Consider the following 12,948-nt stretch of genomic DNA (forward strand, 5'->3'; position numbering starts at 1 on the left):
TCAGACCCTCGCCGCCGCGCCGCGCACGAGACCCTCGTAGAGGTCCGCCATGCGGAAGTAGTTGTCGGCGACGTCTGCGACGCTCGACGCCATGCCGGAGACGAGATCGTAGATGCGGTTGAGCCACTTGTAGATGGTCATGGCGTAGTTGATGAGGTCGTAGACCGCGAAGCCCGCCTCGACGGCCGCGGCCGCCCAGCCCACGAGAGGCACCGCTGCCTCCGCTGCCATGCGCATGAGCTTGCGTTCGAGGTTCTTGAGCACCTTGAGGATGAGGCCGGCGATCTCCTTGCTCAGCATCACGATCGCCTTGAGCGCCGTGCTCACGGTGCCGGCGGGACCCGCGGCGACCGTGTGCACCTGCGACATCACCCCTGCCGCGGCGAGGAACGCCTCGGAACCCTGTCCGGTCCACGAGGACATCGGCGGCAGCAGGCCCATCGCGTTCTGACCGAGACCCTTGAGCGCGTCGCCGGTGTGCTTCCAGGCGAAGGACGCCTCGCGCATCCGCACCCAGTTGCCGGCGAACGGCTTCGTGGCCTCCTCGAGGAGCGAGAACCCGGCGAGCTGCTCGAACAGCCAGTCCACCGAGCCGAAGATGACGCCCGCCTTCCAGCGGATGCTCTCGATCTCGGGGTCCTCCGCATGCGGAGCGGGCAGATACGAGCGCACGTCGACGATCTCAGAGACCGAGCGCGAGGACGACAGCCCTTCCGGGATCCGTCCACCGGCCCGCTCCCCCGTGCCGTCGGCCCATTCGGCCATCGAGTAGCCGTCCCAGAACGCCTGGTTGAACACGTTGCCGTCGGCGTCGTCGTAGCGTGAGGGTGCCTGCTGCTGCGCGCCCCCGAGCGTCGGAGAGGAGGGCGCGGTGTAGGAGGGCACGTGGGCTCCCAGCGAACTCGCGACCGCACTGGCGGCCTCATACGCCTGGCGGTCCGCCTCGAGATAGATCTCGCGGGTCTGGGTCATCTTCTCCGCGCCGGCACCGAACGCCTTGCCGGAGAACTCCGCGACCTTCTCGCCCGCATCGACCACCGCCTCGTTCAACGGCTGCAGCAGCTGGAGGATCAGCCCCAGATCGCCGTTGGTCAGCCGCGCATACGTGTTGAGGTGCTCGCGCACGGCCTGCGCATGCCCCTCCTGGCGCTCGAGAACCTGCGTCGCCAGCGACATGTTCGACAGGATGATGTCCATGGTCCCCCCCTGGGTGTATCGACAGTCAGCGTAGCGGACGCTCAGGACGCGGCGGGAAGTTCTTCGTCCACTCCGTCGGGATGCACGATCGGCTCAGGGCGTCTCGTCGAGCGGATGGGGTGGCCGCTGGTCGACAGGCAGCGTCCCGACTTCAGGTCCCACTTCCAGTCGTGCATGCTGCACGTGAGGATGCCGTCGTCGTCAACCGTGCCGGTGCGCGTCAGGTCGGCGCGCAGGTGCGGGCAGCGACGCTGGACGACCCAGTCGCCGATCTCCGCGTCCTCGGTCTGGTCCGTCTGCTCCTGGTACCAGTTCTCCACGTACTCGATCCGGTCGACCGACAGGCACTTGAGGAACGTCGTGAGGAACTCGTTGAACTTGCCGCTGCGTCCGACACTGAACTGCATCGACAGGAAGATCGAGTTCGACCAGTCGATCTCGTGGTCGCGGATGTTCGTCGAGACGAGATCGGCGGGGATCGTGTACCAGTAGATGCATTCCTCGCCCGCGTACTCGCGGACCTTGGCGCGGGGGAAGTCCACGACCATGTCGAGGTCGCCGATGCGGAAGCGGACGCATCCGCCGACGCCGAGCCTGATCGTCCGCGACTTCTTCAGGAGCGGCTCCCACCAGCTCTTGAGCGCCTCGAGGATCTCCGCGGGCGGCAGGACGTCGGCACGCGAGGCCTCCTCGTCGCGGACCTCCTGCTGACGGGTCGCACGCTGCTCCTCGAGGTAGTCCCACTTCTCGTCGAAGATGTGCGCGAGCTCGGCCTCGGTGTACAGCGACTGCTCGGTCGTGACCTCGCCACCGTCGACAGTCACCACTGTCCCCGGCACGAACAGGTGCCCGGCGTACTGCGGCGACAGCTCCTTCATGTGGGCGAGGAACTGCTTCTGATCCGTGAAGATCGACTCGCCGTTGCGCCCCATGCCGTTGAAGTCGAACAGGTCGTCGCGCAGGAACATCGGGGGGCCCGCCATCGGGAAGACGTGCGGGGCGTCGACCTTGTCGATGTAGTACATCGCGCGCTTGTTCTGCGCGTCGCGCTTCAGCTTCGCGAAGTTCTGCTTCGCATCGAGGGGCAGGTCGTAGACCATCGGCCACCAGATCGCGCCGGAGACCTGGGTGAAGTACGCATCCGGCTTGCCGAAGTGCAGCAGCTTCTCGAGGTCGAGCGGGTGCGAGTCGTTCTGGTTGAGCACCGACCCCGTTCCGTCGTCGACGCTGAGAGAGGAGTCGCCGATCGGCCCGTCGCTCGGAGCCCGCAGCGGCGTGATCATGATCTTGAGGTCGCCGCGCTCGATGATCTCGCCGGCGGGTGCGTACGTGATGTTCGTGTAGCCCAGAGCGCGGATGTCCCGCTCGAGGTCATCGATCGGGTACTCGGGGAGCAGCACCTCGATGTCCTTGCGGATGTACCGCTCCAGCAGTGCCGGGTCGAAGTGATCGCGGTGACGGTGGGAGATGTAGAGGAAGTCCGCCTCGCGGCCGAAACGCTCCCAGTCGAGGGCGCGGTTGTCGGGGAAGGGGAACCAGGAGCCGAAGAACGACGGCCCGAGGACGGGGTCGCAGATGATGTTCCCGCCGACCGTCTCGATGAACATCCCGGCGTGGCCGAGTCCCGTGATCCGCATGCATTCCTCCTGAAAAGTGAACCGTTCGAGTCTAACGGCGACCCCCTGTGCGGCCGCGGTGACCGGCCGGGAGAAATCACTGCTCGTCGAACAGGCCCTTGATGTCGTCCGCCGTGAGCGACTGGGCGAAGAGCTCCTCATCGTCCATCACGGCCGTGAAGAGCCGCGCCTTGCGTTGCTGCAGCTGCAGCACCTTCTCCTCGATGGTCCCGGTGGAGATCATCCGGTACACGAACACCTGGCTGGTCTGACCGATGCGATGCGTGCGGTCGATCGCCTGCGCCTCCGCCGCGGGGTTCCACCACGGGTCCAGGAGGAACACGTAGTCGGCCTCGGTGAGGGTGAGACCGAACCCGCCCGCCTTCAGGCTGATGAGGAAGACCGGCTGCTCCCCCGACTTGAATCCGTCGATCACGTCCTGCCGGCGCCTCGTCGATCCGTCGAGGTGCGCATACGGGATGCCGGCCGCCCGCAAGCGCTCGGCCGCGAGGTCGAGGAACGACGTGAACTGGCTGAACACCAGCGCGCGGTGGCCCTCCGCCTGCAGCTCGACCACGCGATCGAGCAGGATGTCGAGCTTGCTCGAACCGATCTCGGCGTCGTTCGGATCGACCAGCCCTGGCGCGAGGCTCAGCATCCGCAGCAGCGTGAGAGAGCGGAAGACGATGAAGCGATGACGGTCGAGGTCGTCGAGGAGGCCGAGCACCTTCTGCCGCTCGCGCTGGAGCACGACGTCGTAGAGCGCCCGGTGCTCGGCGTTGAGCTCGACCTCGAGGATCTGCTCCTGCTTGGCCGGGAGGTCCGATGCGACGAGCTCCTTGGTCCGTCGCAGCATGAGGGGCCGGATGCGCCGTCGCAGCTGCGCGAGCCGTCGGGCGCGGTACTCGCCGCCCTCCTCGTTCTCAGGCACCTTGCCCTTCTCGATCGGCTGGATGTAGCGGTCCCGGAACTTACGCGCAGAGGGGAAGAGTCCGGGGGCCGCGAGCTTGAGGAGCGCCCACAGCTCCGACAGGCTGTTCTCCATCGGCGTGCCCGTCACAGCGAAGGTGACGTCGGCGCGGAAGGTCGCGATGGCGCGGTGCAGCTTGGTCTGCGGATTCTTGACGAACTGCGCCTCGTCGAGGATGAGACCGGCCCATTCGATCTCGCGGAACTCGTCTTCGTCGAGACGGGCGACGGTGTACGAGCTGACGACGAGGTCGGCCGAAGCGGCAGCCTCCGACAGCGCCCCCGCCCGCCTGCCGCTGGTGCTGTCGACGATCGCCACGCGCAGGCCGGGGGTGAATCGCGCGGCCTCGGATCGCCAGGTGCTGAGCACGGAGGTCGGGGCCAGCACGAGGAACGGTCGCGTCTCGCCGGTCTCTCGCGTGTGCTGCGCGAAGGAGAGCAGCTGCAGTGTCTTCCCCAGGCCCATGTCGTCCGCGAGGATGCCCCCGAGCCGGTGACGCCAGAGGAAGGCCAGCCAGTCGAACCCCGTCTTCTGGTACGGGCGCAGCTCGGCATGCACGCCCACCGGCAGGGGCGTCGCCGGGACGCCGGTGGCCTCGCGAAGGCCTTGCGCGGTCGCCCGCCAGCTGACCGCGGGCTGCGCCTCGTCCGCGAGGTCCTCGAACTCCTCCCAGAGGTCGGTCTGATAGCGACTGATGCGCGGCCCGGTCTCCCACTCGTCGAGCTCGCCCGCCTCCTCGATGAGGTCGCGGAGGCGGTCGAGTGCGGGGTGGTTCAGCGAGAAGTAGCCCCCATCGGCGAGCAGCAGCTTCTTCTTGCCCTTGGTCAACGCCGTGAACAGCGGACCGAAGGGGATGCGGCGGCCGTCGATCGTCACGAGGATGCCCAGATCGAACCAGTCGGAGTCCGTGGTCTCCACCGTGGTGACCGTGACGTCGGGCGCACCCGTGAGCTCCCGATACTCCTTGCGCTCGCCCGACGTCGTCACCGCGACGCCCGCAGCCTCGAGCGCGGGAGCCAGCTCGGCGACGAACGCGGCCGCGTCGATGTCGTGCAGCGATCCGGCCGGACGGAAGCTGGTGGTGCGGTGCTGCTGCCACACGGTCTCGATCTCGGCACGGATGGTCGCCTCGGCCGCAGCGTCTCGGACCGCGGAGTCGTTCCACGCGAACGGCACCGTGCCGAAGGCGCCGTACGACCACTGGAACGTGTAGCTCACCACGTCGCCCCGCTCGAACGCGATGGCCAGCGTCGGCGTCGGCGAAGGGATGTCGGGGAGGGAGACCGTCCCGACGGTGCGCACCGCTGCGCGCCGGGCGAGAAGCGGATAGGCGGAGTCGATGAAGGCCTGCTCGTCGGATGCCGGAACGACGATGGGCGCAGGACTCGCGAGGAGCGCTCTGGTCTGCTCACTCAGCGGGGCTTCGGCGAGCGTGATCTCCATGCGCCGCCCCACGAGCTCGGCGACGTAGAGTCCGCTGCGTCCGATCGGATGCGCCAGTCCCTCCGGGACCTCACGGCCGTCGACCGTGACCTCCGCCGCGACGGAGAGCGCGCCGTCGTCGGCACGGGCGATGCGTGCCGTGACCTCGGCGGTCGCGGCGAGGGAGACCGTCGCGCTCTTCTGGCTGGAGACGATCGGGATGCCGAGCCCGGCCCCCGAGCGCAGGTGGCCCCAGAGGAGCGCGGACTCGATCTGATCGACCACCAGCCACTCCCCGGCGTTCCCGGAGAGGAGAGAATCGCGGGAGATGTTCAGGAGGTCGCCGAACCACCGGTTCTGCATGCGTCCGAACTGCGCGGCGTCGCGACGCACCGCGTCCCACCCGGCGTGGCCCTGGATCCAGGCTCCCGTCTGCGCGCTCCGCATGAGCGGGCGGATGGCGAGGAGCAGCTCGCCCTCGGGCTTCGCGAGGTCTCGCGGGGTCGCAGGGCGAACGGGACGCGGACCCCAGTGGTTGTCGGCTCGGCTGGCTCGGTGACGCAGTTCGACCCCGAGCGCCAACGGCAGCGCATGCCTCCCGGCAGCCGGATCGATGAGCGTGCGCCACGAGGCCGCAGCGAGCGCTACGGGCGGCGCGGCGGCCGCGGGAGCGGGGCGCGTCTCGAGTGCGGCGGCCTGCTGGGAGTACTCGTTGACGTTCGAGGCGAGAAGCGTCGCGACGACGTGCTTGCATCCCGAGCGCACCGGGCAGGAGCATCCGGTCGTTCGCAGGCGTCGTCTGCCGTTGGAATCGACGAAGACGACCTCCGTCAGGTACTGCGCGTCGTTGCTGCCGCGCACGTGCCCCTCGAGCTCGAGGAGGTCCTCATGCCACACGACGTCGAGGACGTTGCCCTCGCGGAAGTAGGCGAGACCGCGCTTGTAGCCGCCGGCGTCCGTGATCTGCATGAGATCGCGGAGATCGACGTGCGGCGCAGGCATAGCCCCATCCTTCCCGCGGCATCGGACATCGAGGATGCCGCGCCTCGGGTCGTGCTCAGGCGGCGCGAGCCACCCGGGCGAGGACGCCGTGCACGAAGGCACCGGAGTCGTCGGTCGAGAACTCCTTGGCGAGCTCGACGGCCTCGTCGATCGCGACGGCGGTCGGCACGGCCTCGTTGAAGAGGATCTCCCAGACGCCGATGCGCAGCAGCGCTCGGTCGACCGCCGGCATCCGCTCGAGCTTCCAGTCGCGACTGTGGGTCGTGATCAGCTCGTCGATCTCGTCGCGATTGTCGATGATCCCGTCGACGACCTCGCGGGCGTAGAGCCAGGATGCCTCGCGTGCGGGCTCCGACGCGGCGCGCTTGGCCTCGGCTGCCAGAGCGATCGCGACGTCGTCGCCGCGGACGTCGGCGGAGAACAGGATGTCGAGTGCGCGCTTGCGCGCCTTCGTGCGGGCGCCCACGCCTTACTTCTCGCGGCCGAGGTAGTCGCCGGTGCGCGTGTCGACCTTGACCTTGGTGCCTGCCTCGACGAACAGCGGCACCTGGATCTCGTAGCCGGTCTCGAGCGTCGCGGGCTTGGTGCCTGCAGACGAGCGGTCGCCCTGGAGACCGGGCTCCGTGTACGTGATCTCGAGGATCACGGACGCCGGCAGGTCGATGTAGAGCGGGTTGCCGTTGTTGAGCGCGATCGTCACCTGCTGGTTCTCGAGCAGGAAGTTCTTCGCGTCGCCCACCGTGGGGGCGCCGACCGTGATCTGGTCGAAGTCGGTCTGGTCCATGAAGACGTAGCCGTCGCCGTCGGTGTAGAGGTACGTGAAGTCACGGCGGTCGACGTTCTCGATCTCGATCTTCGCGCCGGCGTTGTACGTGCGGTCCACGACCTTGCCCGACACCACGTTCTTCAGCTTGGTGCGCACGAAAGCGCCGCCCTTGCCTGGCTTGACGTGCTGGAACTCGATGACGCTCCAGAGCTGCCCATCGATGCTGAGGACGACGCCGTTCTTGATGTCTGCGGTAGATGCCATGCGCTGGAGATTCCGTTTCGTGAGTCTGCGGGGCCGCTCGAACCAGGTGGACTGGGTGGGCCGACTGTCGATTCTACGGGATGAGTGCTGCGAGCTGCCGCACGGCGCTCGCGTAGCCGTCGACGCCCTCTCCGACCACCCGCACCGTCGCCACGTCGTCGAGGTAGGAGTGGTGACGGAACTCCTCACGGGCATACACGTCTGAGATGTGCACCTCGGCGAAGGGCAGGGCCACCCCGGTCAGCGCATCGCGCAGGGCGACCGAGGTGTGCGTGAGGCCGCCAGGATTGATGACGATGGCCGTGCAGTCCTCGCGAGCCGCATGGATCGCGTCGATCAGCACGCCCTCGTGATTGCTCTGGATCGCGCGGATCGCGAAGCCCTCCGCCGCGGCGGCGTCCGCCGTCAGACGCTCGACGTCTGCGAGGGTCGCCGTGCCGTAGACCTCCGGCTCCCGGCTGCCGAGCAGGTTGAGATTCGGGCCGTTCACGAGGAGGATCCGACGCGTCGTCACGCGCCTACCTCCTGGTACGCGGCGAACAGCAGCGATTCGTCCGGAGCCTGCAGCACCGTCGGCTTGGCGATGTCGTCGAGCAGGATGAAGCGCAGCATCCCCCCGCGGCTCTTCTTGTCACGCTGCATGGTGGCGAGGAGCTGGGGCCAGGCGCCGGCGCGATACGAGATCGGCAGCCCGAGCGACTCGAGGATCGTGCGGTGGCGCTCGGCCGCCGCATCGGACAGCCGCCCGGCGAGGCGCGACAGTTCCGCGGCGTACAGCATCCCGATCGAGACGGCCGCCCCATGCCGCCAGCGATAGCGCTCGGCATGTTCGATGGCGTGACCCAGCGTGTGACCGTAGTTGAGGATCTCGCGCTGGCCCGCCTCGCGGAAGTCCTCGGACACGACCGTCGCCTTCATGTCGATCGCGAGCTCGACCGCGCGGCGGAACTCGTCGGTCGTCGTGTCGACGGCACGTGCCGGATCCGCCTCGATGATGTCGAGGATCTCCGGAGCCCAGATGAACCCCGCCTTGACGACCTCGGCGAAGCCGGCAGTCGCCTCGTTGGGGCTGAGGCTGCTCAGTTCGTCGAGGTCTCCGACGACGGCTCGGGGCGCCCAGAAGGCTCCGACGAGGTTCTTGCCCTCGGCGGTGTTGATCCCGGTCTTGCCGCCGACGGCAGCATCCACCAAGCCCAGCACCGTCGTCGGGACCTGCACGACCTGCACGCCTCTGAGCCAGGTCGCCGCGACGAATCCGGCGAGATCGGTGACGGCTCCTCCTCCGTAGCCGACGACGGCGTCGGTCCGGGTGAAGTCGGCCTGCCCCATCACCTGCCAGCAGAACGCCGCCACCTCGATGCGCTTGCCCTGCTCCGCATCCGGGACCTCGGCGAGAAGCACCTCGCGCTGACCGTTGGAGACGTCGGCGAGGAGCCGGTCACGCAGCTCTGCCGCCCGGGCCGCCAGCGTCGGCGGGTGGACGACGAGCACCTTGCGCGCGCTCGGTTCGAGCGCGGCGGACACCCGATCGAGGATTCCGCGGCCGATGGTGATGTCGTAGGGCGTGTCGCCCGTGACGCTGATGGTTGTGGTGCTCATCTCAGTTCTCTTCTCCATGACGCGATGTCTTCGGCGATGCGCTGCATCGGCCGCCGGGATGTGTCGAAGGTCGTGGTGGCCACCTCGTCGTACCACGCGCGACGCTCCTCGAAGATGCTCCTCCACCTGCTCAGCGGATCCTCTCCGTCGAGCAGCGGACGTCCGGTCCCCGCGATCCGGTCGGCGACGGCCTCAGGGGTCACGGTCAGGAACACGACCGGATGCCGCTGCAGCAACGCCCGCGTGTCGGCGTCCGTGACGGCTCCTCCGCCCAGCGAGATCACGCCGTCCTCGTCGAGCGCCGTCGCCACGGCCGCGCGTTCCCATTCGCGGAATCGAGCCTCGCCGTGCTCGGCGAAGATCGCAGGGATCGGTCCGTGTTCCGCCGCGACCCGCTTGTCCGTGTCCACGAAGGGAACGCCCAGCCGACGCGCGACCCGACGACCGATGCTGGTCTTGCCGGCCGCCATCGGGCCGACGAGCACCAGCGTGAGCCGCTCAGCCTCGCTCGTCATGCGCGATGAGCGCTGCCTCGGACGCCGGGGTCGTCCGCAGCTCCTCCGGGATGCCAGCCAGGTAGCCGTCGAGATTGCGACGGGTCTCGCGGACGCTGTCGCCGCCGAACTTCTCGAGCACGGCACGAGCCAGTTCGATCGCGACCATGGCCTCTGCGACGACGCCCGCCGCGGGCACCGCGCAGACGTCCGAGCGCTGGTGGTGCGCCGTGGCGTCCTCACCCGTCGCGACGTCGATCGTGCGCAGGGCGTGCGGAACCGTGGCGATGGGCTTCATCCCGGCGCGCACGCGCAGGACGGTGCCGGTCGACATGCCGCCTTCCGTGCCGCCTGCGCGGTCGGAGCCGCGCGAGATGCCGTCAGCCGTGGCGAAGAGCTCGTCGTGCGCTGCGGAGCCGCGGCGGCGCGTGGTCTCGAAGCCGTCGCCGACCTCCACACCCTTGATCGCCTGGATGCTCATGAGAGCCTGGGCGAGGCGGGCGTCGAGACGGCGATCCCAGTGCACGTGCGATCCGAGCCCCGGCGGTAGCCCGTAGGCGAGCACCTCGACGATGCCGCCGAGGGTGTCGCCGTCCTTCTTGGCGTCGTCGACCTCTGCGACCATCAGCGCCGAGGTCGCCGCGTCGAAGCAGCGCAGCGGGTCTGCGTCCAGAGCGCCGACATCGTCGGGAGTCGGGAGGGCCGCGTCGTCCGGCACCCGTACGGGCCCGATCGAGAGCGTGTGGCTGACGAGGCGGATGCCGAGCTCTCCGAGGAAGGAGCGGGCCACGGCGCCCAGCGCCACTCGGGCGGCGGTCTCCCTGGCGCTCGCGCGCTCGAGGATCGGACGCGCCTCGTCGAAGTCGTACTTCTGCATGCCGACGAGGTCGGCGTGCCCCGGACGCGGCCTGGTCAGTGGTGCGCTCCGGCCGCGGGACTTGTCGGTGAGCTCGACGGGTTCGGGGTTCATGACCTCGATCCACTTCGGCCATTCGGTGTTGCCGATCCGGAGCGCGATCGGGCTGCCGAGCGTCTTGCCGTGGCGCACTCCCCCGGAGATCGTCAGCTCGTCCTGTTCGAACTTCATGCGCGAGCCCCGGCCGTAGCCGAGCTTGCGGCGCTCGAGATCGGCCTGGATCGCCTCGGACGACACCGGGACGCCCGAGGGCAGACCCTCCATGACGGCAATGAGTTCTGGGCCGTGCGATTCGCCGGCCGTGAGCACGCGGAGCATTGCTCTAGTCTCCCATGCGTTTCGGTGGGCCTCCGCCCGCGTTTCGTCCTAGTCCCGCAGGGCGTCGCGCATCGCGGCGACCACGGCCGACTCGTCGGGCACCGGGAGGTGCGGATCGCCGCGCAGGAAGACGCGGATCTGGCGCACGGCCTGGTGCAGCAGCATCCCCAAGCCGGACACGGAGCGTTCACTCCCCCAGATCGCGGAGAGCGAGGAAGGCCAGGGCGAGTATGCGACATCGAACAGCGTGCCGCCGGACGCGGCCAGCCGGGCCGCCGTTCCCCGGTCGAGCGCTGCGCCGCTCGGCAGTGTCGCGACCGTCAGCTCGACGTCGCGCGGGTGGGCGGTGAGATCGTCGACGGAGATCGCCATCCCGAGTCGCTCGCCGAGGGACACCAGCGACGCTGCGCGCTCGGGGCGCCTCGCCCGTACGTCCACGCTCTGCGCACCCATCTCGGCGACGGCGACGAGCGCGGACGCCGCCGTCGCCCCGGCACCCAGGATCCGCGCACGTCGCACCGCCGTGATGCGCTCGTCCGCCAGCGCGTCGATGATGCCACCGACGTCGGTGTTGAAGCCCGCGGGCCGATCGCCCAGCAGCAGTGTGTTGACCGCGCCGGTGAGCGTCGCATGCGGGTCGAGGGTCGCCGATGCCCGGTGGGCCTGCTCCTTGAGAGGCATGGTCAGGGACAGCCCCCGCCAGGAGTCGTCCAACGAGGAGAACGCGGCTGCGAAGCCCGGCTCGTCCACGCGCTGCCGGGTGTACTCCCAGTCGAGCCCGAGCACACCGTAGGCCGCGGCGTGCAGCTGCGGAGATCGGGAGTGGGCGATCGGGTCGCCCCAGACCGCGAGCCGGTGACGCGTCATCCGGCTGAGCAGCCGCCGTCTGGGTTCTCCTTGCACCACTGATCCCACTTCTCGACGCCCTCGAGGTGCTCCTCGTAGGTCTCGGAGAACTGGGTCTCGCCGGTCGCGAGGTTGACCGTGACGAAGTAGAGCCAGGGGCCGTCGGCGGGGTGCATCGCCGCGTCGATGGCGGCGTCGCTCGGACTCGCGATCGGCGTGGCGGGCAAGCCGGTGTGGACGTACGTGTTCCACGGGTTCGGGTCCTCGAGCGCCTCGGCGGAGCTCGACACGACGCCCTCGTGCAGGGAGCCGTAGCCGTACTGCGCCGTCGAGTCCATCTGCAGCAGCATGTCGATGTCGAGTCGGTTCTCGATGACCCTCGAGACCTTCGGGAAGTCGGCGGTCAGCCCTTCGCGCTGGATGATCGATGCGATCGTCAGCACCCGCTGCGCCTCTTCGGCCGGAACGCCCGCCGCGTCCAGCGATTCGCGGGTTCGGTCGACCATGCGCTGGATGACCTGCGGGGCCGTCACGCCCGGGTCGAACGTGTACACGGCCGGGAAGAGCCAGCCCTCGAGGGTCTGGGCGGTGACGCCGTAGACCGAGGGATCGGCCACCGCCGCCTCGAGCTCCTCGATCGGGATGGCCAGCGATTCGGCGATGCCCGGGAGCGAGGACGCCACGGTCGCGCCCTCTCCGACGCTCGCCGAGTTCTCGAGCTTGTTGTCCGGATTCTTCAGCGCCTCGAGAGCAGCCTCCGCCGTCATCTTCTCCTGCAGACGGTAGTTGCCCGGGTAGAAGGTGACGGCGATCCCCTCGTCGACGAGATAGTCGTAGAAGACGTCCTCCGTGCGGGTGACCCCCGCCTCGAACAGCGCCGTCGACACCGGTCCGCCGGTGTCGCCCTCCTCGATCGTCACGAGCACCTCGCCGGTCGCGATCCCCGGCTCCCAGTCCTTCGGATCGCCCCAGCCGAGCGTCTCGCTGATCCTGTCGCCGTACGTGTTCCAGGCCCAGACGCCCGCACCGGCGATGCCGCCGACCACCGCGAGCACGATGATCAATGCGACGAGGCATCCGGTGCGACGCTTCTTCTTCGGCGGCTTCGCTCCGCCGCCCTCGTCGTCGTGGCTGTGGAAGAGGTCCTCGAGGCGTCCGCCCGATGCGGGCACGTCGTCTGCGAGGGCGCTGTCACGGGGAGCAGCGGTGCCCTCCGTCGAATCCGCGGCCGCGGCGGTCGCGGGCTGCGGCGCCGGGATATCACGCTCGGAGGTCGTGACCGGCAGCGCACGCGTCGCGGGCTGTGCGGCGACCTCGTCCGCAGATCGCTCGGAGGGAGAGGTGGACGATACGGCGTCCGGTGAGGGCGCGCCGCTCCCCCGTGACGCCGCCTCGCGGGCGGCGCGCCGCGATCCCGGTGCGGGTGGAGCGTCGTCCACCGTCGGGATCTGCGGCGTCGGGTCGGGCAGGTTCTCGAACAGATCGCCCAGGCGGGCGTGCGGATCGTGCCGCGGCGTCGCACTCTCACGTTCGGGCAT

General features: G+C 69.1%; 11 protein-coding genes. All 11 read right to left on the reverse strand.

The window, feature by feature from the left end; translation table 11 throughout:
• Entirely contained in the window at window positions 1-1,197 is a 1,197-nt protein-coding gene (locus BN2660_RS14135) for a hypothetical protein (RefSeq protein WP_091233349.1), read from the reverse strand.
• A 41-nt stretch (window positions 1,198-1,238) separates the two neighbouring features.
• Window positions 1,239-2,834: a Rieske 2Fe-2S domain-containing protein gene (locus BN2660_RS14140; RefSeq protein ID WP_091233352.1), complete on the reverse strand. Its 1,596-nt coding sequence runs from the start codon at window positions 2,832-2,834 to the stop codon at window positions 1,239-1,241.
• Between the two features lie 76 nt (window positions 2,835-2,910).
• Window positions 2,911-6,207: a DEAD/DEAH box helicase gene (locus tag BN2660_RS14145; protein WP_255305176.1), complete on the reverse strand. Its 3,297-nt coding sequence runs from the start codon at window positions 6,205-6,207 to the stop codon at window positions 2,911-2,913.
• Window positions 6,208-6,262: 55 nt separating this feature from the next.
• Complete coding sequence (nusB, locus tag BN2660_RS14150) at window positions 6,263-6,673, reverse strand: transcription antitermination factor NusB (protein WP_091233355.1); 411 nt, start codon at window positions 6,671-6,673, stop codon at window positions 6,263-6,265.
• Between the two features lie 3 nt (window positions 6,674-6,676).
• Window positions 6,677-7,237 carry an elongation factor P gene (efp, locus tag BN2660_RS14155; protein WP_091233358.1) on the reverse strand — a complete coding sequence of 187 codons (561 nt, stop codon included), beginning with the start codon at window positions 7,235-7,237 and terminating at the stop codon, window positions 6,677-6,679.
• A gap of 73 nt (window positions 7,238-7,310) precedes the next feature.
• Complete coding sequence (gene aroQ, locus BN2660_RS14160; protein ID WP_091233360.1) at window positions 7,311-7,751, reverse strand: type II 3-dehydroquinate dehydratase; 441 nt, start codon at window positions 7,749-7,751, stop codon at window positions 7,311-7,313.
• Window positions 7,748-8,836 (reverse strand): 3-dehydroquinate synthase, encoded by a 1,089-nt coding sequence (aroB, locus tag BN2660_RS14165; RefSeq protein WP_091233363.1) that lies wholly within the window; start codon window positions 8,834-8,836, stop codon window positions 7,748-7,750. Before aroB ends, aroQ begins: the two co-directional genes overlap by 4 nt.
• On the reverse strand, window positions 8,833-9,351 hold the full coding sequence (locus BN2660_RS14170; protein ID WP_091233367.1) for a shikimate kinase: 519 nt from the start codon (window positions 9,349-9,351) through the stop codon (window positions 8,833-8,835). The genes aroB and BN2660_RS14170 overlap by 4 nt, the downstream gene beginning before the upstream one ends.
• Complete coding sequence (aroC, locus tag BN2660_RS14175; protein WP_091233369.1) at window positions 9,335-10,564, reverse strand: chorismate synthase; 1,230 nt, start codon at window positions 10,562-10,564, stop codon at window positions 9,335-9,337. The genes BN2660_RS14170 and aroC overlap by 17 nt, the downstream gene beginning before the upstream one ends.
• 48 nt (window positions 10,565-10,612) lie before the next feature.
• Window positions 10,613-11,431 carry a shikimate dehydrogenase family protein gene (locus BN2660_RS14180; protein WP_091233372.1) on the reverse strand — a complete coding sequence of 273 codons (819 nt, stop codon included), beginning with the start codon at window positions 11,429-11,431 and terminating at the stop codon, window positions 10,613-10,615.
• Window positions 11,428-12,948: an endolytic transglycosylase MltG gene (gene mltG / locus BN2660_RS14185; RefSeq protein WP_091233375.1), complete on the reverse strand. Its 1,521-nt coding sequence runs from the start codon at window positions 12,946-12,948 to the stop codon at window positions 11,428-11,430. Before mltG ends, BN2660_RS14180 begins: the two co-directional genes overlap by 4 nt.

The sequence above is a fragment of the Microbacterium sp. 3J1 genome (assembly GCF_001049495.1).
GTDB lineage: Bacteria > Actinomycetota > Actinomycetes > Actinomycetales > Microbacteriaceae > Microbacterium.

Coding starts and splice junctions, on each gene's coding strand:
- BN2660_RS14135 (WP_091233349.1), bottom strand. CDS start 1,197: ATGGACATCATCCTGTCGAACATGTCGCTGGCGACGCAGGTTCTCGAG.
- BN2660_RS14140 (WP_091233352.1), bottom strand. CDS start 2,834: ATGCGGATCACGGGACTCGGCCACGCCGGGATGTTCATCGAGACGGTC.
- BN2660_RS14145 (WP_255305176.1), bottom strand. CDS start 6,207: ATGCCTGCGCCGCACGTCGATCTCCGCGATCTCATGCAGATCACGGAC.
- efp (WP_091233358.1), bottom strand. CDS start 7,237: ATGGCATCTACCGCAGACATCAAGAACGGCGTCGTCCTCAGCATCGAT.
- aroB (WP_091233363.1), bottom strand. CDS start 8,836: ATGAGCACCACAACCATCAGCGTCACGGGCGACACGCCCTACGACATC.
- BN2660_RS14170 (WP_091233367.1), bottom strand. CDS start 9,351: ATGACGAGCGAGGCTGAGCGGCTCACGCTGGTGCTCGTCGGCCCGATG.
- aroC (WP_091233369.1), bottom strand. CDS start 10,564: ATGCTCCGCGTGCTCACGGCCGGCGAATCGCACGGCCCAGAACTCATT.
- BN2660_RS14180 (WP_091233372.1), bottom strand. CDS start 11,431: ATGACGCGTCACCGGCTCGCGGTCTGGGGCGACCCGATCGCCCACTCC.
- mltG (WP_091233375.1), bottom strand. CDS start 12,948: ATGCCCGAACGTGAGAGTGCGACGCCGCGGCACGATCCGCACGCCCGC.